The sequence below is a fragment of the Deminuibacter soli genome (assembly GCF_003412455.1).
Lineage (GTDB): Bacteria > Bacteroidota > Bacteroidia > Chitinophagales > Chitinophagaceae > Deminuibacter > Deminuibacter soli.
In genome coordinates, this window is record NZ_QTJU01000001.1 from 1,418,574 (window position 1) to 1,441,001 (window position 22,428).

Consider the following 22,428-nt stretch of genomic DNA (forward strand, 5'->3'; position numbering starts at 1 on the left):
GTTTAGTAAGCTGCTTCCAGTACAGGAACTGCCCTTGGCGTGCAGCGTTGCACGTTATTGGCGATATGGCGTATATGATCGGGTGTTGTGCCGCAGCATCCGCCAACAATGTTTACAAAGCCCTGTTGTGCCCATTCTTCAATAAAGTGGGCAGTTTCGTGTGGTTGTTCATCGTATTCGCCCATGGCATTGGGTAAGCCGGCGTTGGGATAGGCCGAAGTATAACAACCGGCTATCTGGCTCAGCTCTTCAATGTGGCTGCGCATATCGGCAGCGCCCAGTGCACAGTTAAGGCCAATGCTCAGCGGCTGTGCATGCATTACCGAAACATAAAATGCCTCGAGTGTTTGGCCGCTCAGCGTGCGGCCAGATGCATCGGTAATGGTGCCGCTGATCATGATGGGCAGCTCGGGTAAACCGCTATCACGGAAAAACTGCTTCACCGCGAAGATGGCTGCCTTGGCATTGAGGGTATCGAAAATGGTTTCTATCAGTAATAAGTCTACACCGCCTTCTACCAGGGCTTTGATCTGGTCGTAATACGCATTGGCCACTTCATCAAAGCTCACTGAGCGGAAGCCGGGGTTGTTTACATCCGGAGAAAGCGACAGGGTTTTGTTCATAGGGCCGATGGCGCCTGCTACAAAACGCGGTTTAGCGGGATTTTTTGCGGTGAATGCAGCAGCCGCTTCTTTGGCAATGCGTGCAGCGGCTACATTTATTTCGTAAGCCAGTGATTCCATATGGTAATCGGCCATAGATACCACCTGGGCGTTAAACGTATTGGTTTCGATGATATCGGCGCCTGCTTCCAGGTATTCGCTGTGAATGCCTTTGATAATAGCCGGCTGGGTAAGGCAAAGCAGGTCGTTGTTGCCCTTGAGATCGGAATGCCAGTCTTTAAAACGCTCGCCACGGTAATCAGCTTCAGTAAGGTGATGGCGTTGTATCATGGTACCCATGGCGCCATCAATTACAAGAATACGTTCCTGTAAACAATCCTGTATCGTTTTCATAATATAAACACCTCCTTAATTGGATGAATGATGTGCCTATTGTTCTGTTGCTGAAGCACATGTAGGGTATTGCACCATACCGGATAAACGTCGGGGAAACTAACTTGTGGCGAGTATTATTCCTTGGCGTTTATTAGTTCAGTTTTTTAATAGCAGGCCGAACAATAAACAAATCCGCCTGCGGGCACAAAAATACTGTATTTATCCTTATTGTCAAAGCACCGGGCCATTAGCGGTTACTGATATAACTTTCTACCGGCAGGCGGTTAGCCAGGCTGCGGCCGAGGGTCATTTCGTCGGCATATTCCAGCTCCCCGCCAAAGGCGATGCCCCTGGCGATAGTGGTTATTTTGCAGGGGTACTGCTGTATTTTTTTCTGGATATAGTAAATCGTGGTATCGCCCTGGATATTGGGGTTAAGGGCAAAAATAAGTTCTGTAACATCCTCACGTGCAATGCGTTGCACCAATGTTTCAATATTCAGCTGGTCGGGGCCAACGCCGTCGAGCGGGGAAATAATACCGCCCAGCACATGGTAGGTGCCGTTGAACTGCTGGGTGCTTTCGATGGCAATTACGTCGCGCAGGTTTTCTACCACGCACACCTGCTGCCGGTTACGCTGCGAATTGGCGCAAATGGCGCAGATATCGCCGTCGCTCACATTGTGGCAGCGCTGGCAGAATTTGATGTTGCGGCGCATGGTGGCAATGGTGTCGCTGAACAGCTGCACCTCTTCCGTTTCCTGCTTTAACAGGTGCAGCACCAGCCGCAGCGCTGTTTTTTTACCGATACCGGGCAGCCTGGAAAATTCATTCACCGCATTTTCTAACAAGGAAGAAGGTAGTTGCATGAGACAAAGTTAGGAAAACCAGGGGATCAGCGGAGGGGGTGAGGAGGATCCCTGCATTATGGCCTTATAGTTAACAAAACTGATGTATAATTAAAAGAGACGTTTGCATAGCATATCTCATTGTTGTTGTAATTGGTAATTTCCAGGAAAAATTCCACGTATTGCTCTTCCAGGCGATACTTTAAAATTGTACCGATACTTTTTGCCCAGTCTATGTGAAGGAAGTCTGATGAATTCAGGCTGTTGTAGTTATAAAACTTGCATTGAAACGATTTCAGCTCTTTTGTTGAAAAATTTAATAATTCAATATCAATAATGAGCGTATCATTTTCTCTGTTAATGTTTTCAACACTGCCGTCATGAAAAGAGTAAGAAGCTTTTAAATTTAGAAGCTCATTTTGCATGTTTAACATTTGCTATTTACAAGTGGGTTTAATGTGAGATTTATCTGCTCCTTTTGCTATTGGATTTCCAGCTCTATCCAGATAGTGGTCGAATTTACTTGTTCTGTAAGGGTTATGCAAGTGGTAATGATCTATTCCCTCCCAGCCCAATTCTCCAGGTTTGCCTGGATGGAATTCGATTTTTTGTCCTGTTGATGGATTCATTAAATCAATCATGTTAGTATTCATGTATTTTGCTGGATGAGTAATATTTTGCCAACCAATATCTATAAGATCCTGAGGGTTGGAGGGCAACTCAAAGATATATCCAACGGGGGCTAATCCGAAAGGGTCAATCTGTATGTTATTGTCATGCACATAAGAATACAACCGCATTCCCCCATGCAACCCAACCGGATCCTGGCTGATATACATACCTCCGGCCGGACTATAATACCTGAACCGGTTATAATACAATCCGGTCTCTGCATCTTCGTACTGGCCCTGGTAACGGAATGGACAACTGCCCGGCTCTCCCTGCTGTATACGCATGCGGCCATAGCCATCCAGCTGACCCTGCCACAGGCGGGTACCGTCTTCGGCATACATTTCGGTTGGCGTGCCGAGGTGGTCTGCAATGATACTGTAATTTTTGCCGCCCTTTAACCTCGCAACCGGCACAAAGCTGCCCGGTTCAAATACCCAGGTAATGATATCGCCGGGTGTGCTGTTGCGTGTATCGAATGTTTTCCATTCGTGCAGTGGTGTGTCGCCATCCCACACCCAATGCGTGGTTGTTTGTTTAAACCGCTTGCAGATGCGACGGCCAAGCGCATCGTAGCTGAAGTTTACTTCGTTACCATCCGGGCGTATCACCTGTCGCAGACTGCCATTGTCATTCCACACGTAGGTCCATAAACACCCATTGGCTTCTTTTTGTACCAGGTTGCCTTCTGCATCATAGCAGTAACTGGTGTCCTTTGCTTTCAACAGTTTGCCGCCTGCACCATACCTGCGGTCGGTTTGTGTGCGGGCTTCAAAAAGATTGCCTGCTGCATCGGGTAAGCGGTATTCGGTTTTGCCGTTCCCATAAACAAGCTCGGTCAGATTGCCGTATAAATCGTGCTTAAACTGCACAATACCTGTTTGCGTGTCGCTTATTGCCAGCAACCTGTTGCCTATACCCCAGTTGTAATTGCGGTGTTTGAGTGTGGTTTTACCGTGTAATACCTGTTGCGCGGCCGGCCGGCCAAAACGATCGTAATGCCACTGTAGTTCAATACCGTTGTTCGTGCTGCGGCGTGTTTCATTGCCTGCTTCATCGCGCGCGTAACTGCAGTGCCAGCTGCCAGCTGTAAGTGAAGTAACATCACCCATACGGTTATAACCTGCCGCGATAGCGGCGCCAAGCGAGCTGTTGACAAATGCACGGTTGCCGGCAGTATCATAAGTGTATTGTACAGATACGGCTGGCTGTTCTTTCACTTCAAGTGTTTCAGCTATTACCCTGCCCAGCAAATCCCGCTGTAACGAAACCGAACTCCCGCTGTTGGTGGCTTTGACAAGCTGGTTGAGGTTGTCGTAAGCAAATACTTCTGTGCTGTTGTCGGTGTAGCGTGCCTGTATCATGCGGCCTGCGGTGTCATATTCATAGCAGGTAGTCCGGTTGCCCGGCCGCAGCATTTCAATCACCTGGCCGGCTGCATCACGGCGGTAATTCCGGGTAAGACCGTCAAATCCTGTTTCGCGTATTACCCGTCCTTCGCTATCAAGGTCAAAACGGTATTGTTCTGCATGCTCATTGCGTATTAACAGCAGCTGGCCTTCTTTATCGTACACATATTCAATGGCAGTTGTTCCTTGTTTCCTGCTGGTAATGTTGCCGAAAAAGTTATACGAAAGTTCAACCTGGTACAGCTTGTCCCATGCACGCACGGTGTTGCCCATGGCATCGTATTGCAAGTGCTGCACATTGCCATCGGGATCTCTGATTTCAATCAGATGACCATTGAAATCGTATTTACGCAACTGGTGATTGCCATACATATCTTCCAGCTGCGTGCAGCGTCCAAGCGTGTCGTAACTGTAGCGAACGCGGCCGTTGTCAGGCAGAATTATTTCGCTTAACGCATACCGGCTATTGTAACGTAATTGGGTAGTGTGCCCGCCGGCATTGGTAATTTGTGAAAGTAATCCATGCGTATAGGTATATAGTATTGTTCCGCCTGCTGCATTGGTTTGCTCAACCAGGTTACCGGCTTCATCATAGGTGTATTGCCATACACCACCATTGGGCCGGTTAATCTGCAATGGCAAATCCTGTGAATTGTACAAAATGCCGGTTATACCCTGGCCGGGTAATCCTATAGCTATTGTGTTACCACGTTCATCGTAGTAATAATTGGTTACACGGCCCAGTTCATCCTGTATGCCCAGCAGGTTGCGGTAACGATCGTACCGGTAAACACATTCGGCTGCCTGGCTGTTTACCACACGGGTAACAAGGCCTGCATGGTGATGGTAGGTTTGGCTGTATCCCAGGCTGTTGGTGGCAATGGTAAAACCTTTATGATAGGCAAAACGATAGCTGTATAGGCCATCGGGGCCAAGCGCTGCCGTGCATTGGCGATCGTGGTTGTATTCAAACCGGAAAACAGTGCCGTCTTTAAAACGTCTTGCTATTACGAGATCATTCTTCCATTGAAGGCCATTGCAATGGCCCATGGCATCCTGAAACTGCACCAGGTGTCCCTCTTCATCGTAAGTATAACGAACGGCATCAATGTGAACACCCGGGAAGTCGGGATGTGGCAACTGAATGGTTGTGATGCGGCCATGTACATCATTTACAACGATTATTTCGCGATGTGTGCTGTCGGCTATTTTAACCAGGTTGCCGCGTATGTCGTAGTTAAGCCGTACGGCAAAACCATTACGGTCGCTGATGCTGCGTAGTTTATGGAAGCCCTGCTGGCTGGCGAAATGATTAAACGCATAGTACAACCCGTTTTTGGTGCCGGCGGTATATACCCCGTCTTTACTGCGGTGCAGTGTGTATTTGTCCCGCGGATTAAACCAACTGTTGCCGGGTTCTAGCAGGGGAAAGGGAACAGCGCAACCGTACTGGTCGCGCAGCAGTATCAGTTGTTCCGTTTCCAGTACCTGCAAGGTTATGTCATAGCTATGGTATATGCTTTTGCCCATTGGGCCGCTATAGCTGCTGTCACTGTAATAGTTGGCTTCCCATACAAAGGGGATGGGGCCGGGCAGTTCAAACCCCTGCAGCAGGCTGGCCATGTGCCCGCTGGCAGCATCTACCGGTTCGCCCAGGTATTTACAGATATGCGGCTGTACAGCAGAGCCATGTGCACGATATGCGGGGAAGCGCTCCATCAATGCACGGTTCATTTTAGAGAGTAGTTTGCCCAATGTTTTAGTAAGCAGCTTTGTACTTCCTTTCATAATGGCCATCATCATAAGTGCATTTACCAGATCGGCCACAGAATATTTATGCGGAACGAAGGGCCCGCCCACCAGCACCGGCTTGCCAAAGGGCAGCACAGCGATGATAGCGGTTGCATAGTTGTTAAACAGCCCGGTGGGCATATTGGGTACAAAACCCCCAAGGTCTGCACAGCTGTATACGGCACATAGTAAGGCGCTTTGTTCGCTGCCCGCGGTAATTACCGTTTTGCTGCCATGTGATACCTGCCCATCGTGCGGGGCCATGTGTGGAAACATGAATACAGGCTTGGGCAACACTGCATGCAACGGGTTAAATTGCTTTGAGAGACCGGCCATTTGCTGCAACCTGCCAGGCACAGGCGCTGCCACGGGTGGCAGCGGGAGCACACCGGTGGTGGCTGCAGCGCGGTAGCAGCCGTTGATAATAACAGTTCCGCCCATTGGTACATTGGTTTGCAGGGAAAAACCACCCTCACCGCTGTATACTGGCATCGCAGGAATAGTAATGTGCAGGTAGTCCATGGGATCAAATACCATGGCTGCAAAAGGAACAACAGGGCAAGGAATGACTACCGGAGGTGGCATTTTTATAAAATGAAAATCCAGCCCCAGTACAATGTCAAAATGTTTGGATGCCGGCTGTGGTGTAACAGACAGCTGTGCAGGCGGTATGTTCGCCTTTATTTTTAACGCCATAGGTTAGCAGTTAGATCAGGTAATGGTGGCCGTTCAGGTGTTGTTGAATGCTATGGCAGCATTAGGCAGTAAATGTAGTATACCGAAAGATTAGTATGTGTATTCACTTTATTCAGGCTGCCGGGTGTTTGCATAATAAAAACGGCCGTCCCTGTTTTGAGACGGCCGTTGGAACTAATTTCTTCTGCCTGGTTTGCCTTTATTGGAGCTGGGTGCCGTGCTTTTGTTGCCAGGCGCTTTAGGGGCTGCCTTGGGCGCATCAGGCGGCAGGTCGTATTGTATTTTTACGTCCCACTCCGAATCGAAGATAGTGCGCAGGTTTACCTTGGCAGGGTCTGCCGGGAACACCAGCTCAGGTTGTTGTTTTTTCCCTTCCCAAAAATGACCGGGGTCCCAGGTGCCGTTGTTGTTGTCATCCAGCAGAATGCGCAGGAAGTATTCACCGGGATGGTATTTGGGCCAGAACATCTCTTTTTTGGTGATGGGCATGGAATCTATCACCTTATCGCCCTGCACAATCTGCAAAACCGGGTGCTTCGCTGTGTCCAGTCCGCTGAAGCGTAAACGCATGCTGGCGTATTCCGATTCCTTTTTGGTTCTGAAACGGATGGTATCACCTTTCAGCAGCGATACGTCTGCACTGTCGGATATGGCGTCTTTCTGCAGCAGCAGTTTAAACTCCGTGTCTTCGGGCCAGGGATGTATCAGTGTAATTTTTGTTAAAGAGGTATCCCACAGGTAACGCACGTTTTTTACAGGCACGTTGTTGGTATCGGCCAGTATTATTTTGCTGCTGTCGAATGTTTTTAGCTTGCGGTTAAAGATAAATTCGATGTTGCCCAGCAGGTCCTGGTTACCGGCAGAGAGGCTGGTCGTAAACTTCAGGCGCTTATCTTCTGTTTTCTTTTTCGCGTTGGCATTGGCCTGGCTGTTGCTGCTGGTTCTGGGTTTTTCCACAAACTCCTGGAAGGCGTACAATACCAGGTTGGGGTGCGGCGCACTAATGGTAACGCTCGAATCCATGAAGGCAAACAGCTTGGTGCTGTCGTCCATGCGTTTGTTGTAATCGTTGGGTATTACATACATGTTGAACCTGCCCTGTGGCAGGTTGGTAAACTGGAAGCGGCCCTTGCCATCGAGTTTGGCATAATAACGCGGTGGCAGTTTGTGAATGGCGGTGTCGTTCAGGTTATTGTGCAGTACCACCAGCAAGGTGGTGTCTATTTTACCGGTAGCGGCCAGCTGCACGCGGCCACTGATGGCCCCGTTGTCGATGGTGTCGCCGGTGGTAAATACATATTTAAACTGTTTGGCGATATTGCCTTCGTTTACGTCTTTAATGGCATTGCCGAAGTTGATGGTGTACGTGGTATTGGCCTCGAGGCTGTCTTTGAGCTTAATGGTAATGGTACGCAGTTTGGCATCAATCTGCGGCGGTTTTTTCTGGTAGGGTGAAACAATTACGTTTTCAATGTAGTTGTCGAGTGTAACGTATTCATCGAAGTTTAATACAATGCGGTTGGCGGTGAAATGCCGGGTTGAATCGCGGGGGGTACTCTGCAGCAATACCGGTGCAATGGTATCTTTTGCACCGCCGCTCGGTGGTATAATATTGGCACATCCTGTTGGCAATACTGCTGACAAGGCCAGCAATAGTACACATAAACAAATCCAGCCTGCTGATCGCTTCATGTAAAAGTATTAGGTAATGGCTGCAAACATAAACAACCGCGTTTACACGGGGTTAAAAAGCCTGGTTAAAAATCGGTTTCTTCTGCTGTTTCCTCCGTTATCTCGTGCAGGGCTACAGCCAGGTTATTGGTTTTCACAAATTCGCACCAGTGGCAATCCGGCTGGCCGCAACCGGTATAAAAGTCACGTTGTTGTATTTTGTTCCACACCAGTTCTATCTGGGCTTTTACCGTGGTAATGTCCTGCGGGGTTATCATCAGCCTGCGTTTGTGGTATTGCTTTTTGCGGTCTGGCTCTACAAAATCAAACTCACTGCTTTCTACCTGCCAGTTGCGGGCGTCCTGCCCATCGACCAGTATTTTGTAGAAAACTGCCTGCCGCCAGTAATCGCCGCCATTGGGTTCTTTTTCACTGGGCGGATTCATTTTCTTCATTCCTTTTTCAGGATCGCCGGTTTTATAGTCTACTACGTTTACCAGTTTACCGTCAAATTCCAGTTTGTCGAGCTTGCCTTTCAGCGGCACGCCGTTTACTACCACGTTGCGGATATTGCGTTCAATGGCTACAATTTTGTTCCACTGGTTGAGGTAGGTATTGTAGTAATTGGAGAGCATTTCATGGCCGTATTCCAAACGCCTGTTGTACTGCTCCTGGGTAAAGCTTTCGCGGTGGCGGTGCATGTACCATTCAAAGTCGCGGACAAAAGCAGTAAGGTCGGGGAATGTATTGGCCGGGTCGGCCTGCATTTTGCGGAACAGCTGCTCCAGCGCAAAGTGTACGGCAGAACCAAATTCTGTCGCTTCATTTTTGGGTGAAGGAATGCGTACCAGGTTTTTAAAATAAAACTCCAGCGGGCATTTCAGGTAATTGCTGAGTGCGGTTACGTTCATTACAAACTTATCGAGCAGGCGGGTAATGAGGTCTTCTTCCAGCTGGTTTATTTCTGGGGCAATGAGTTGTTCAAACTGCAGCGCCTGGAATCCGGCGGCTACATTTTCATCGATAATCACCTTTTCGCGCGGCAGTATTTCCTTGTCGAGTATCTCTGCAATAAACATGGAGGGCTCCATCTCTTTACCATCATTTTTATAACGGCTGTACGAGATAAACAGGTGTTGTTCTGCACGGGTAAGCGCTACATAAAACAAACGGCGCAGTTCTTCTTCCTCGGCTTGTTTGGGTTGTGATACAAACATGGTATCCGGGAAGCTGTAACCGCCGCCCGGCTTGCGTTTCTTTTCCCAGAAGGCGGCATTGCAGCCGGCAAAAAACACATAGGTAAATTCCAGTCCTTTAGAGCCATGTGCGGTTAACAGGTTCACGCCTTTGTCGCTGCCGCTCACTTCTACCAGCGGTAACGGAAGGTTTTCTTTCTGCATCAGGTCAATCACGCTGACGAACTGTTTCAGCTGCATCATGGGGTTGCGGCGTGTCTCGTCTTTTACAAAATCGAACAGACTGGTAAGTATCTGCAGCTGTTTTACTTTGTCAGGCTGCTGCATTATATCTTTCAGAATACCTGCTTCGCGAATAATCAGCTCTACCAGGTTTTGCAGCGTAACATTGGGTACTTCGCCCACCAGTTTTTCCATAACAAGCCCTGCTGCTTTCAGCTGCGGGTTAATGCCCTGCGAAAACAGGTCGCGCGGGGGCTGGTTGCTTTTTTCGTAGAGCAGCCTGCGCAGTGATGTTTTATCGTCGCTGAATTGTTTGCCTGCTACTTCCATGCTTAGTTTGGCTATTTCAACAGGTGGTACGCCAAACCAGTTAAAGTGCAGAATTTCGAACAGCATTTCATCGCCACCATAGGGCGTATCGTGTTCTGCGGCGAGGTAACGCAGTATCAGCAACAGTTTTTTTGCCAGCGGCAGGGTAAAGATGTTCACGTTGCGTTTGCTGTAAACCGGTACCTGGTTCAGTTTCAGGTATTGTGTAAGTTCTTCGCCGTACTTGTTTTCCTTGAATATGATACCGATATGTGCGGGCGGCACTCCCTGTTGCAGCAGCTCTTTTACTGCATTGGTAATGCCGATCATTTCCATGCGCGGCGTTTCGTATTCGCGCAGTTGTGGCGGGTGCTGCAGGTGATTGATGCGTGTGTTGGCGGCGAGCAGGTCTTTACTCAGGTTGTCGAGTTGCTTTACCAGGCGTTCGTCATTGCGGTCAATCAGCGCCTTCGATGCATTGAGAATAGGTTGTGTACTGCGGTAGTTGTTTGTGAGTACAATGGTAAGCAGATCCTGCTGGTAGTTATTGGCAAAAGCCAGCATGTTTTCTACGTTGGCGCCCTGGAAACGGTAAATACTCTGGTCATCATCGCCTACTACAAACACGTTGGGTTTTTCCCAGTAGTTAATAAGCAGCTGCACCAGTTTGTTTTGTGTACCGCTGGTGTCCTGGTATTCATCTACCAGTATGTATAAAAATCGTTCCTGGTATTGCTGCAGCAGGTATTTGTTTTCTTCAAAGGCCTTGATCACCCAGTTGATCATATCGTCGAAATCGTACCGGTTGCGCTGGCGCATCAGTTGCTGAAAGCGGTCGAACTCATTTACGGCTGCGCGCAGTTTCTCTACTTTTTCCGTTTCTTCCGCTATTTTATCGGTACGCAGGTCGCCTTTCTTAAATTCTTTGGTGGCGCGTTTGGCGATGTAGGTATCGCGGGCAGGCAGGTCTTTGAGATAAGCATCTATCTGCCGGTTGATGAATTCCGGTGTCCATCCCTCGCGCTTCATGGTGCTGAAGAGATTGCGGAGATTATCGGCTTCAAAGTACACATCCCCGCGGTAGCGTTTGAGCGGGTGGTTTTTCGGGAAGCTGTCAATGAGTTCTTTCAGCAATTCGATACGCTCAAGGTCAGATATGGGGTCGAGTGTGTTTTTCTCAAACAACGACAGGTTTTCCTGGATAATATCGTTACAAAAGGCGTGGAAGGTGTAGATGTTTACCTTATATGCTTCGGCTCCGATAAACTGCAGCAGGCGGCGGCGCATGGCTACCACGCCGGCATCGGTGTAGGTAAGGCAGAGAATATTATCGGGCTGGGCATCTGCTTCCAGCAATATTTTGCCGATGCGCGCACTCAGTATCTGCGTTTTACCGGTGCCTGGTCCGGCAATTACCATTACTGGTCCTTCAATGGTATCTACTGCCAGTTTTTGCTGGGCATTCAAATTGCCGTATACCCGTGAAAACTGCTCTTCCTGTTGTTGCCTGTTCATATGCCGCAAAGTTAGGCGATCGCCCCGCCCGGCAAGGGAAATTTTACGTGTACAACAGTGCGTGCAACTTATTGGCGCTTAGTTTTGTTGCTAACTAAAAGCCGTTGTATGTCGCGTGTGTATCAAATCAAAAAAGAGCAGTTTTTACCGGTAAGCCTGGCGCAGGCATGGGATTTTTTCAGCCGGCCGGCCAACCTGAAAATCATCACACCGGCGTATATGAATTTTACCGTTACCAGCGAACCCTGGGAAGGAAGCATGTACCCCGGGCAGCTCATTGAATACAAGGTAAAACCATTGCTGGGCATTCCCCTGTACTGGATGACGGAAATTACGCATGTGCAGGAGCAGGTTTTTTTTGTAGATGAGCAACGTTACGGCCCTTACAGTTTCTGGCATCACCAGCACCATTTTGAAACAGTGCCGGGCGGCGTTAAAATGACAGACAGGGTGCATTATAAAATACCGTTCTGGTTGCTGGGCGATATTGCCAACACCCTGCTGGTGCGCAAGCAGCTGGAGCAGATATTTGCGTTCAGGTTTCAGAAGGCAGTGGAGATCTTTGGGACAATTTGAGCATGTGCTAATTTGAAAATTTGAAAATAAGATGGACCAATGGTTAAATGGATTGATGGTTTAGCGGATGGATAGGAAATCTTCGTTTATGTGGGTACAAATCTGTAACTTATCTGCTTAAACCTTACTGTTATGTCTGCCGAAAAAGACGAACGCCTCTGGCGCCTGGCACGCAAGAGAGCTTCTTTCAAAAGAAACCTGTTTGTATACCTGGTGATTAACCTGTTTTTATGGGCGGTATGGTGGTTTACCATCGGGAAAGATAAGGGGTTTCATGGCTATCCATGGCCTGTATGGGTAATGCTGGGTTGGGGCATTGGGCTGGCTTTCCAGTATTTCAATGCCTACAATGGCAACCACAACGATCTGGCACAGGAAGAATATGAACGTTTGCGCCGCGAAAAGGGATTATAACAGTTTGTTTGGTTTGGCCGCATTATTTTTGAACATACCTATTAAGCCCCCAACCCAATTTTTGATTGAAGCATATGAAAGAACCGAAACGCTTATTTGATGCAGTCGCTTACCAGCTGGCGAAGTTTCCTAAAAATGATATGCTGGTTGCCAAAGTGAACGGAAGCTGGAAGCCTTACAGCACCAGTGAAGTAGCGGATGTTGCCCATCGATTCAGCGCAGGCCTGCTGCAGCTGGGTGTAACCGGCGGCGACTATACCGAAGAAGGATCTGATAAAATCGCCATCATCAGCAATAACCGGCCTGAGTGGGTATTTACCGATCTGGCTGTACAGCAAATTGGCGCCATACTGGTTCCGTTGTACCCAACCACCAATCCCAATGAAATAGAATTTATTCTCAATGATGCTTCCGTAAAATTCATTTTCGTCAGCAGCAAAGAGCTGTTTGATAAAATCAATGCATTGCGCCCTAACCTGCCCAAGCTGCAGAACATATACAGTTTTGATGAGCTGGAAGGTGTTGATCACTGGTCAAAAATAACTGAACTGGCCAATGACGGGTTGCTGCAGAAAGTGGGGCAGCTGAAAAATGAAGTGCCCGAATCACATACAGCCACTTTTATTTATACATCAGGCACTACCGGTACACCCAAGGGGGTGATGCTTACACATCGCAATATTATCAGCAATGTGTTTTTATCTAAACAAAGTTTCCCGTTTGAAGATGCGCCGCATTTTAAGGTGCTGAGCTTTTTGCCGCTCAACCATATTTTTGAGAAAACGGTAACCTATATCTACCTGTTCAGCGGCATCAGCATTTACTATGCAGAAAGCATGGATACCATTGGTGATAACCTGCGCGAAGTGAAGCCGGATGGGTTTACCACGGTTCCGCGTGTACTGGAGAAAGTGTTTGAACGCATTATGACCACCGGCAACCAACTTACCGGCATTAAACGCAAACTGTTTTTCTGGGCAGTGAAGCTGGGCGAAAAATATGATAACAACATTAGTGGCGGCGCATGGTATAACCTGCAGCTGGCCATTGCCAATAAACTCATCTTCAGCAAATGGCGTGCTGCGCTGGGTAACAACGTATCGTTTATTGTAACCGGCGGTGCTGCCTGCCAGGAAAAGCTGCTGCGTATTTTTAATGCAGGTAAAATTCCTGTGTACGAGGGTTATGGCCCTACAGAGAACAGCCCGGTAATATGTGTAAACCGCAAAGCACCTGGTGGTACCAAGTTTGGTACCGTTGGCCCGCCCATTGATGGTATTGAAGTAAAGCTGGCCGAAGACGGTGAGATTATTGTAAGAGGCCCTTCGGTAATGAAGGGGTATTATAAAAAGCCGGAGCTAACTGCAGAAACGGTGATAGACGGCTGGCTGCATACCGGCGATATCGGTGTATGGGATGAGGGCAAGTATTTAAAGATCACCGATCGCAAGAAAGAACTGTTTAAAACCAGCGGTGGCAAGTATGTGGCGCCGCAGCCTATTGAGAATAAGTTTAAAGAAAGTCCGTATGTAGAGCAGGTACTTGTTGTAGGGCCTGAGCGCAAATTTGTGGGTGCGCTTATCATTCCTTCGTTCAACGCACTTAAAAACTGGATGCGCCAGGAAGGTGTGGGTTTTACCACCAACGAAGCGGCTATTAAAGACCCCAGGGTAATAGCCATGTACCAGCAACTGGTAGATGATTTCAATGCCAGTTTCAACCATGTAGAGCAGATCAAGAAGTTTGAACTGCTGCCGCAGGAATGGAGTATTGAAACAGGTGAAATGACACCCAAGCTCAGCCTCAAACGCAAGGTGGTAATGGAAAAATACAAAGACGCTATCGAAAAGATATACGCATAACTGCCCAGGTTTTAAAACCGGTACTTACGCTGCGGCAACCCTTCTGCCGGCACGTTTGGCCGGTTTTAAAGCAGGCTTGCTGCGCATAAATTCCAGGCGTATCAGCAAACCGTTTTCGTTGGTAAAACTGAGCTGGCCTTCCAGTTGCTGGGTCAGTACCTTTATCAGCCGCATACCCATTGCATGCATGTCTTCATCATTAAAATTGTACGGCAAACCTTTGCCGGTATCCTGTATTTCCAGTGTAATAAAATCTTCTTCATCTTCCCGCATGCGTATATAAATTACGCCCTTCGCATTATCCGGAAACGCGTACTTAATGGCATTGGTGATGGTTTCATTCAGTATTAAACCGATGGGTATGGTTTGTGAAATTTCCAGTTCAATAGGGTCAATGTCTACGTGAAATTGTATGCGGTAACCGGTATTGAAACTCTCCCTCAGGTAATCTGCCAGTTCGTGCACAAAATTAGGCATATTCAGCAGGGCCATGTTATCGGTCTGGTACAGCTTCTGGTGAATCAATGCCATGGCTTGCATGCGGTGCCCGCTTTGCTGGATGGCCGCAACGGCCTCTTCACTGTTCAGGTAAACGGATTGGGTATTGAGCAGGCTAATGGCTATTTGCAGGTTGTTTTTCACGCGGTGGTGTATCTCTTTCAGCAGCCATTCCTTTTCGTTCACCAGCTGTTCCAGCGATGCGTTTTTCTCGTGCATTTCCCGGTTATTGCGCTGCTTAATGCGGTACTGGTTGTACAGCATGGCCAGTATAATAACCAGTACAATAATACCGCCAAAGGTAATATTGCGCACCAGGGTTGATTGCTGCAGTTCCAGTTGTTTCTGGCTGCTGATATAACTCAGCTCCTTAATGCGGGCTTTTGATTTTTCCAGCTCGTATTCTGCTTTCAGCGATTCAATGTTGTGTGAAATGGCCTGGTAAAAAAAGCTGTCGGTTATTTCATGCTCCCGCGCTTTTGTTTCGTACGCTTCCTTGTATTTGCCCTGTGCCTTATACAAATCGGCAATATTGCTCATGTAGCGCGTTTCCTGTTTGTGGGCGCCCCTGTTGCGCGCCAGCGCTACGGCCTGGTCAAGGTACCCGATGGCTTTCATGGGGTTTGATTTTGCATAGGTTCTTGACAGGCCGTTAAGGCTTTGCAGCTCGCGCAGGTAGTTTTTAATCTGCCGCGATTTTTCCAGCGCCGTCAGCTGCAGGGCAACGGCTTTCTGCATATTGCCTTCTTCTGAATATACAGATGCCAGGTTGTTGATCATGGTAATATTCAGGCCCTGGTATTCTATTTTATCGCTCAATGCAATGCCTTTTTCCAGGTAAAACTTTGCCTTTGCGTATTCTTTTTTATAGCGGAATAAAATGCCGTAGTTGTTGTAAATATTCAGCGATGTGCTGGACAAGGGGATCTGCTGGTTTATTTGCTCGGCAATGTTGAGGTATTGCTCACAGGCTGCAAGGTTTTTCTTCTGGTCTAAATAAGCCCAGGAAATGCTGTAGTTGGCTTCCATAATGCCGGCCTTGTCACCAATGGCTTCCGAGTTTTTCAATGCTTCCAAAAACCTGCCGATGGCTTTATCGTAATTGCCGTTGCGCAATTCCACTACGCCCAACCGTATCAGCACACTGGCCATGCCTTTTTTAAACCCGGTTACTTTAAAGATATCCAGCGCCTGGTGGTATTTTTTTTCGGCTATGTCAGACTTGCCGTTGTTGTCATCAATAATGCCCAGCTGCACCAGTATGGCGCCCACGCCGTTACTGTCACTGTGCATCCTGGCATAGGCAATGCCCTTTTCAGCAAAATAAACGGCCGAATCCGGCTTGTAATACCGGTAGCGGCGTATTAAAGCATCGTAACCTGCCGAATCCTGGCAAAATGCCTGGGTGCAGTACAACAATGCGAGCAGGGCAATTATTTTGTAGAACATGGCATACAGGTTTAACGAATGGTTTATGCTAAAAAATTATCTATCCGCATGCAGGCAAACCTAAACCCGGTAAGGTAAAGTTCGCGGCACACTGTGTACCTGCCAATACACAAATGGCAGATTGACATGTACAAATCATGCATTTCGTCTAACGAAACAAGGGCCGTGTTGCCACAGCCTTTACCAATAATTCATATGGAAGGGCGAAATCGTTGCGGTATTAAGGCGTTTTTTTATCGTCATCGTCTTCTTCCCTGTCTTCCGTTTCCTGCAGCGCAGGGTCTTTGCTGCCGCGGCGAACGCGCACTACCGGGTTGTCGCGGGTGCCGGTAACGGTTAAGGGAATACCGATAATGCCGAAGGGCGGTAAACCCAGCCTGAATTTGAGGTTCAGCCTGCCGTCGAATGTGGTTTGGCCCTGTATTTTGGGCCTGAAGCCGGATACGCGCATTTTTACCGGCTCAATGTTAATCACATTGTTTTTGATGGTGGTTTTGATGTTCACCTTCGACAGATCGGGGTCGTTGATGCTGTTTTTGCCGGTGTTCTGGCTCACGGCTGAAAACAGTTTAAACCCGCGCATTTTTACTTTCTGCAAAGTTAAGGTGCCGCCGCCTTCCAGCGAAGGATAAACGGGCATCATATCGGCATTCAACCTGCCCTTTAACTGGTAGTCGATTGATACAATGCCTTCGGCCTTGGCTGCAGCCGGTGCCAGATCGTGAAACAGCGGTATGGTTTGATACGCTTTTTTTACATCGAAGTTCTGCGCATTCAGGTGGTAGTTGAACAGGGCTTTTACCGGTGTTACGCTGCTGTAGCTGCCATCCATGCTTACATGGCAGCCAATTAAATCAAACCCGGTTTGCTGCAGGTGTATGGCGGCGCTGTCGATACCAATGTTGCCGGTAACATTGCTTAACTGCAGGCCATTGTAGTCAACGGTGGTGGCATCTGCCGTAAATACCAGCGATACACCGGGCGGTACCAGTATCACACCCTTATTATTGCCGCCGGCCGGTTGGCTGCCCGATGTGGTGGCTGCGGTAGAAAAGGCCATCAGCTGATCAACCAGTATGTATTTGCTCTTTAAATCGAATTTGCCGATGAGTGTATTGTTCGGCTGCAACGCATAGTGTATGGCGTTTTGCAGGTAACCGTTCAGCGAAAAGGCCGATTTGCCATAACGTGCCGTAAACCGGTCAAACCACATTTTATCCTGGTCAAAACGGAATACTCCGTCTTCAATCAGCAGGGGCAGCGGCAGGTAATCTGAATGAATGCGCACCTGTTTTACACGCATGGTGCCTTTGTTAGACAATGCGTCGTAATTGCCCGACATGGCGTCGCTTTGCTGGCCTTTCAGCGAGAGGTCTGTTTTCAGCGTACCGCTTACATCCAGTCCTTTTACGCGAAATACCTGGTATATCTTGCCAATATCAATTACACCTTTTGAAAACACATTGTACCGAAGATCGCTGAAGTTATGCAGGTCTGCTTTCAGCATAAAAGGCTGCCCTTCAAAATTGAAGGAGATGGGCTGTACTGCTACATTCAGGCTTTTCAGCGAACTGCTGCTGCTGCGTATGTTGGCGCTTACCTGTATATCTGTTAGCGGGTGCGGGTAATACTTGGTTTGTACCCAGCCATCGTTGAGGCGGATGGCCGCATTGGTTACCGGGAATAGCTTTTTGGCGGCTATATAACTGCCTTTGGTTTGTATGTTGATATTGGTTTTGCCCTTCAGCTCCATGCTGTCCAGCGGGTAAAACTGTTTAATGGAAGCCAGGTCCAGCACGGCGTTCAGGTTGGCATCAACGGTATAACCATTGTCGTTGCCCAGGTGTATAAATCCTTTTACATAGTTCTGCAGGGCAGTGGCATTAATGCTGTCAACCAGCAGGCGTGCGTGTTTGTAGTTATGATCGTTGCATACGGCACGCAGGTTAAAGCCAATGTTTTCAACGGCACCGGGCAACGCGTTGTATTTTACATAACCGTTTTGCAGGGATGCGGTGAGGTTAAAATTGGGTATGCTGGTAATCACGGTGGCAGTATCCTGTTTGCGCAGGCCGCTTACCTGTATGCCTGTTTTGTATTGCCCGTTTACTGTGCCATTTACCTGCAGTTTGCCCTTGGTATCATAGGCAGCCAGGCCAAGTGCTTTGTCCCAGTTTTCCATATCCATCAGTGCATTAATATGGCCGGTTACAGAAGGTGTGGTCATGCCTTTTATATGCAGTGCAGCATTGCAGAAATCTTTGCCGATGTTGAAATGCAGGGAATCGATATTCACCAGTAAGCTGTCTGGTGTAAGGGAGGGCAGTTTGCTGTTAAAATCCAGCAGCAGGTGATTGATGGGGATGGTTGATTTTTCGTAGGCGATAGATCCTTCGTTTACTTTCATGTTAAACGTGAGGTCAGGCATTTTTTGGGTAGAAGCTTCATAGGCACCAATCAGCGAGGCAACAATAGAAGCCTGCCCGCTCACCTCGGTATGCTGCAGCCAGGTGGCGTAAGCAGGTGGCAGCACGGTAAATACATCGAGCAGGCTGGCGTCTTTTGTTGTTAGCCGGAAGTCCATGTTGTACCCCTTGGGCAAAAACTCGAACCTGCCGTTGAATTGCAGTGGCAGCTGGTTTATTTTCAGGTCGTTTTTTTCGAACAATAAGGCCAGTGAGTTGGTGTTGATTTTTGTAACCAGGTCACCGTTTATTTTCTTTGAAAGAAAGTACGCTTCGTTATTAAAATACAAATCAAACGAGCCGATTTCTGCATGTGTATGCAGATCGAACACGGCTTTGCTTAAATCGCCGCTGCCCGAGTAACGCAGGTCCCTGGCATTAATAAGCAGGGGAAGCGATCGGTCGTTATACGTAAGGCTCGATTTGTCAATTTCTATATCTTCCAGCTGCAAGGCTGCACCGCTGGTATCAGCAACGGCTGCTTTGGTGCTATCGGTTTTCTTTGATACGTATACATTGTAGTTTGCTTCACCCTTTTCGCTTACCTGTATGTTAATGTAGCCTTCGGTTAAAAATATCTTGTTGATGCTGATGGTATGCGAGAATACGGTTTTAAGGTTCAGACCAAGCCCCAGTTCTTTACCTGCAAGCAGGGTATCATTCTGGTAAGGTGCAGAACCTTTCAGTGAAAAATCGTACAGTGTTAAGGTAAGTGAAGGAAAGTGGCGAAAGAAGGACAGCCGCGCTTTGGAGAAGTTCACCTGCCCGTTGATTGAGTTGTTGGTCCATTGTTTTATTTTGCCTGCTACTGTATCCGGGAACAGGTATGGCAGCAGAAACAGCAAGGCAACAACGGATGCAATAGTGATAGTAACTATTTTGGCGCTTCGTAGGGCGATTCTTTTTACGGACCACTTCATATACTAGAAAAATACGTCAAAAACGGGAGAAAAAGCAAGTTCATTTTCATCAGGCGCTGCCCTGGCAAGGGCCGGATGGCTATCGCTGCGAAAGGGATTCTTTGGGTACCTGCTTCTTTTCAAACAACCACCAGAAACGTCTCCTGGGTTTTATTTTATAATTGCCCGATACATATTTGCTGATGTGTGCAATGGCTTCATCCGCATCATCGGTCAGCAGTACCAGCTGCATATCGGCCGGCGCTATGGTACCTTTCTCGGCCATCACCTGCATGTAGTTCATCAGGGGCTGGTAGTATTCCTTGCCAAACAGCACTATCGGGAAACCGCTGATGGTTTTGGTTTGCACCAGGGTAAGTGTTTCAAAAAACTCGTCCATGGTACCAAAGCCGCCGGGCATAATGATAAAGGCGTAGGAGTATTTTACCAGCAACACCTTGCGTACAAAGAAGAATTTGATGTTGATGCTTTTGTGCAGGTAGGGGTTGGCATGCTGCTCGTGCGGCAGTATAATGTTTACGCCAATGCTGGTGCCATTGTTTTCAAAAGCGCCTTTGTTGGCTGCTTCCATAATACCGGGCCCGCCACCTGTCATGGTAGTGAAACCTGTTTCTGCAATGCGTTTGCCCATTTCAACAGCAGCTTCGTAATAGGGCTGCCCGGGCTTAAACCGTGCAGATCCGAATACGGTAATGCAGGGGCCTACAAAGTGCAGGGTTCTGAACCCTTTAATAAACTGTACAAACACCTGCCAGGCAAAACCCAGTTCAAATACACGTGGTCTTGCACCTTCGAGGTATACCTCGGTTTCGGCGGGAATAATGCGGGGTGAGCGGATCTGCTTTTCCATAATAAAAGCGCAAGGTATGTAGAAGTGTTTGCATTACTTTGCAGATACAATATTTTAATATGCGTGTTATTTCTTATAATGTAAACGGCATACGAAGCGCTATTACCAAGGGTTTTACCGAATGGCTGCAAACAGATCCTGCAGATGTCATCTGCCTGCAGGAAACCAAGGCACACAAAGAGAATGTAAACTATGCAGCGATAGAAGCACTGGGCTACCACACGTACTGGTTTTCGGCCGAGAAAAAGGGCTACAGCGGCGTGGCGGTGTTTACAAAAATAGAACCTACCGCCAGTTTCTTTGGCAACGGCATTATGCAGAGCGACGCGGAGGGCCGTGTAATACGACTTGATTTTGGTGATATCACACTGGTGAACGCCTACTTCCCCTCCGGCACTACCGGCGATATCCGCCAAACATACAAATACCAGTGGCTCGATGAGTTCCAGGTATACCTCGAAACCCTGCGTGAAACACGTCCCAAACTCATCATTTGCGGCGATTACAATATTGCGCACAGGGAAATAGATATCCATGATCCCAAAGGCAACAAAAATTCATCGGGCTTTTTGCCTGAAGAAAGGGCCTGGATGGATCAGTTCCTGGCCAGGGGTTATGTAGATACCCTGCGTCATTTTCATCCCGATGAAAAAGGCATGTACTCCTGGTGGAGCCAGCGTTTCCCTTCCGTAAGACTGCAGAACAAAGGCTGGCGCATCGATTACATCACAGTAACCGAACCCCTGCGCAGCGCCCTCAAAGACGCCCGCATTTACCCCGATGTAAAACACAGTGATCATTGCCCCATTTACGTGGAACTTGCGTAATAAATGCAATACGTTGCGGGTGAATTGTTCAATGGTTTAATTGTTCGATGGTTGTAAAGCCATCAAACCATAAAGCCATCAAACCATAGAATTATCAATCCATCTTACGATCATGTTCATCTATAACATTACTACCAAAGTAGATACTGCCATTCACGATGCCTGGCTGCAGTGGATGCTCGATGTGCATATACCCGAAGTGCTGGGTACAGGCTGTTTTGAGAAACACCAGCTGGTGCGCATCCGCGAAATCGATGATTCTGACGGGCCAACCTACGCCATCCAGTACTATGCGGCCGGGAAAGCCCTGTATAACCGTTATATACAGCAGTACGCGCCGGCCCTGCAGCTGGAAGTGCGCAAGACCTGGGGCGACAGCATTGTGTCGTTTAACTCGTTAATGGAGGTTGTGAATTGATTGTGGAAATCTATAAATAGCTGTTCCGGGAATCGGGAAACTATTGTATATTTCTTTTAAAGCCGCTACAGCACTGCGTTTCAGCAGTTTTCGCGTGAAACGTAGTGCTGGCAAGGGTTTCACGCGATGGATGTGAAAAATCACATCCGCTGTTAACATGACGCAAACGGCTATAATGCAGAACAGTCGCGGTCTTCAGCAAATGTTAAATCAATGAAATTGCGGTAAAAATATTTGGCCGGTGTAGAAAAGCGAATAAATTTGTTTCACTTAATCACAAGCTAAATAAAATACTATGAACAAAGCTGAATTGGTTGCGAAACTTGCCGAAGACGCTGGCATAACCAAAACTCAGGCTAACGCTACCCTGGATTCTTTCGTGGAAGCAGTTACCAAAACCTTAAAAGGCAATGGTAAAGTTACGCTGGTTGGTTTCGGTACTTTCTCTGTATCTAAACGTGCTGCCCGCACCGGCCGCAACCCTCAAACAGGCGAAGTGATCAAAATTAAAGCGAAGAAAGTAGCACGCTTTAAAGCTGGTAAAGAACTGTCTGCCAAATTATAATGGTTTTCGAACCAGCCAAAAAAAGCAGAAGAACCAGGTTCTTCTGCTTTTTATTGCCCGTACTTTGCCGGGAATTCTGCATTTTTGCAGCCTGTAATGAAAATTTTCAACAAGTAAACATTTTTACAATGGGCAGAGGTGATAAAAAAACCAAAAAAGGCAAGATTTTTAAAGGTTCTTACGGTAAAAGCCGTTCAGCACGTCCTGACAGCTCCAGTGCTAAAAGAGCAGCTGCTGCAAAAAAATCTGCTTAAGTTGATC

16 protein-coding genes are annotated in these 22,428 nt (G+C 47.8%); 7 read left to right on the top strand and 9 right to left on the bottom strand.

Annotated elements, in window-relative coordinates; genetic code table 11:
- Positions 1–2: 2 nt before the first annotated feature.
- The 6 genes from DXN05_RS06255 to DXN05_RS06280 form a co-directional block, all read right to left on the bottom strand.
- Positions 3–1,016, bottom strand: a complete 1,014-nt coding sequence (locus tag DXN05_RS06255; RefSeq protein ID WP_116846310.1) for a homocysteine S-methyltransferase family protein — start codon at positions 1,014–1,016, stop codon at positions 3–5.
- 229 nt (positions 1,017–1,245) lie between these two features.
- Positions 1,246–1,866 (bottom strand): recombination mediator RecR, encoded by a 621-nt coding sequence (gene recR / locus DXN05_RS06260; protein ID WP_116846311.1) that lies wholly within the window; start codon positions 1,864–1,866, stop codon positions 1,246–1,248.
- Positions 1,867–1,922: 56 nt separating this feature from the next.
- Positions 1,923–2,270 (bottom strand): hypothetical protein, encoded by a 348-nt coding sequence (locus tag DXN05_RS06265; protein WP_147313844.1) that lies wholly within the window; start codon positions 2,268–2,270, stop codon positions 1,923–1,925.
- Positions 2,271–2,282: 12 nt separating this feature from the next.
- Complete coding sequence (locus DXN05_RS06270; RefSeq protein WP_116846313.1) at positions 2,283–6,410, bottom strand: RHS repeat-associated core domain-containing protein; 4,128 nt, start codon at positions 6,408–6,410, stop codon at positions 2,283–2,285.
- Positions 6,411–6,584: 174 nt separating this feature from the next.
- Positions 6,585–8,102: an Ig-like domain-containing protein gene (locus DXN05_RS06275; protein WP_116846314.1), complete on the bottom strand. Its 1,518-nt coding sequence runs from the start codon at positions 8,100–8,102 to the stop codon at positions 6,585–6,587.
- Positions 8,103–8,167: 65 nt separating this feature from the next.
- A complete protein-coding gene (locus tag DXN05_RS06280) occupies positions 8,168–11,323 on the bottom strand; it encodes an ATP-dependent helicase (RefSeq protein ID WP_116846421.1) in 3,156 nt (1,051 codons plus the stop codon).
- A 108-nt stretch (positions 11,324–11,431) separates the two neighbouring features.
- On the opposite strand from DXN05_RS06280, the gene DXN05_RS06285 reads away from it, so the two are divergent.
- From DXN05_RS06285 to DXN05_RS06295, 3 genes are all read left to right on the top strand, one after another.
- On the top strand, positions 11,432–11,899 hold the full coding sequence (locus DXN05_RS06285) for an SRPBCC family protein (RefSeq protein WP_116846315.1): 468 nt from the start codon (positions 11,432–11,434) through the stop codon (positions 11,897–11,899).
- A gap of 132 nt (positions 11,900–12,031) precedes the next feature.
- The gene (locus DXN05_RS06290) at positions 12,032–12,313 is read left to right on the top strand and encodes a 2TM domain-containing protein (RefSeq protein WP_116846316.1); all 282 of its coding nucleotides are present in this window, start codon (positions 12,032–12,034) and stop codon (positions 12,311–12,313) included.
- Positions 12,314–12,387: 74 nt separating this feature from the next.
- Positions 12,388–14,175, top strand: coding sequence for an AMP-dependent synthetase/ligase (locus tag DXN05_RS06295; RefSeq protein ID WP_116846317.1), 1,788 nt, complete (start codon positions 12,388–12,390; stop codon positions 14,173–14,175).
- A gap of 24 nt (positions 14,176–14,199) precedes the next feature.
- On the opposite strand, the gene DXN05_RS06300 is transcribed toward DXN05_RS06295, so the two are convergent.
- From DXN05_RS06300 to DXN05_RS06310, 3 genes are all read right to left on the bottom strand, one after another.
- A complete protein-coding gene (locus DXN05_RS06300) occupies positions 14,200–16,122 on the bottom strand; it encodes a tetratricopeptide repeat protein (protein WP_116846318.1) in 1,923 nt (640 codons plus the stop codon).
- Positions 16,123–16,342: 220 nt separating this feature from the next.
- Positions 16,343–19,507, bottom strand: a complete 3,165-nt coding sequence (locus DXN05_RS06305) for an AsmA family protein (RefSeq protein ID WP_116846319.1) — start codon at positions 19,505–19,507, stop codon at positions 16,343–16,345.
- A gap of 79 nt (positions 19,508–19,586) precedes the next feature.
- Positions 19,587–20,357, bottom strand: a complete 771-nt coding sequence (locus tag DXN05_RS06310; protein ID WP_116846320.1) for an LOG family protein — start codon at positions 20,355–20,357, stop codon at positions 19,587–19,589.
- Between the two features lie 59 nt (positions 20,358–20,416).
- Between DXN05_RS06310 and DXN05_RS06315 the strand changes: the two genes are divergently transcribed.
- The 4 genes from DXN05_RS06315 to DXN05_RS06330 all read left to right on the top strand — a co-directional run bounded on the left by DXN05_RS06315 (position 20,417) and on the right by DXN05_RS06330 (position 22,421).
- Positions 20,417–21,184 (top strand): exodeoxyribonuclease III, encoded by a 768-nt coding sequence (locus DXN05_RS06315; RefSeq protein WP_116846321.1) that lies wholly within the window; start codon positions 20,417–20,419, stop codon positions 21,182–21,184.
- Between the two features lie 112 nt (positions 21,185–21,296).
- Positions 21,297–21,602 carry a DUF4286 family protein gene (locus DXN05_RS06320; protein ID WP_116846322.1) on the top strand — a complete coding sequence of 102 codons (306 nt, stop codon included), beginning with the start codon at positions 21,297–21,299 and terminating at the stop codon, positions 21,600–21,602.
- 295 nt (positions 21,603–21,897) lie between these two features.
- Entirely contained in the window at positions 21,898–22,167 is a 270-nt protein-coding gene (locus DXN05_RS06325; protein ID WP_116846323.1) for an HU family DNA-binding protein, read from the top strand.
- Positions 22,168–22,295: 128 nt separating this feature from the next.
- Entirely contained in the window at positions 22,296–22,421 is a 126-nt protein-coding gene (locus tag DXN05_RS06330; RefSeq protein WP_116846422.1) for a 30S ribosomal protein THX, read from the top strand.
- The last annotated feature ends 7 nt before the right edge of the window (positions 22,422–22,428 follow it).

Coding starts and splice junctions, on each gene's coding strand:
- DXN05_RS06265 (WP_147313844.1), bottom strand. CDS start 2,270: ATGCAAAATGAGCTTCTAAATTTAAAAGCTTCTTACTCTTTTCATGAC.
- DXN05_RS06270 (WP_116846313.1), bottom strand. CDS start 6,410: ATGGCGTTAAAAATAAAGGCGAACATACCGCCTGCACAGCTGTCTGTT.
- DXN05_RS06325 (WP_116846323.1), top strand. CDS start 21,898: ATGAACAAAGCTGAATTGGTTGCGAAACTTGCCGAAGACGCTGGCATA.
- DXN05_RS06330 (WP_116846422.1), top strand. CDS start 22,296: ATGGGCAGAGGTGATAAAAAAACCAAAAAAGGCAAGATTTTTAAAGGT.
- DXN05_RS06280 (WP_116846421.1), bottom strand. CDS start 11,323: ATGAACAGGCAACAACAGGAAGAGCAGTTTTCACGGGTATACGGCAAT.
- DXN05_RS06315 (WP_116846321.1), top strand. CDS start 20,417: ATGCGTGTTATTTCTTATAATGTAAACGGCATACGAAGCGCTATTACC.
- DXN05_RS06255 (WP_116846310.1), bottom strand. CDS start 1,016: ATGAAAACGATACAGGATTGTTTACAGGAACGTATTCTTGTAATTGAT.
- DXN05_RS06300 (WP_116846318.1), bottom strand. CDS start 16,122: ATGTTCTACAAAATAATTGCCCTGCTCGCATTGTTGTACTGCACCCAG.
- DXN05_RS06290 (WP_116846316.1), top strand. CDS start 12,032: ATGTCTGCCGAAAAAGACGAACGCCTCTGGCGCCTGGCACGCAAGAGA.
- DXN05_RS06285 (WP_116846315.1), top strand. CDS start 11,432: ATGTCGCGTGTGTATCAAATCAAAAAAGAGCAGTTTTTACCGGTAAGC.
- DXN05_RS06310 (WP_116846320.1), bottom strand. CDS start 20,357: ATGGAAAAGCAGATCCGCTCACCCCGCATTATTCCCGCCGAAACCGAG.
- DXN05_RS06275 (WP_116846314.1), bottom strand. CDS start 8,102: ATGAAGCGATCAGCAGGCTGGATTTGTTTATGTGTACTATTGCTGGCC.
- DXN05_RS06305 (WP_116846319.1), bottom strand. CDS start 19,507: ATGAAGTGGTCCGTAAAAAGAATCGCCCTACGAAGCGCCAAAATAGTT.
- DXN05_RS06320 (WP_116846322.1), top strand. CDS start 21,297: ATGTTCATCTATAACATTACTACCAAAGTAGATACTGCCATTCACGAT.
- DXN05_RS06295 (WP_116846317.1), top strand. CDS start 12,388: ATGAAAGAACCGAAACGCTTATTTGATGCAGTCGCTTACCAGCTGGCG.
- recR (WP_116846311.1), bottom strand. CDS start 1,866: ATGCAACTACCTTCTTCCTTGTTAGAAAATGCGGTGAATGAATTTTCC.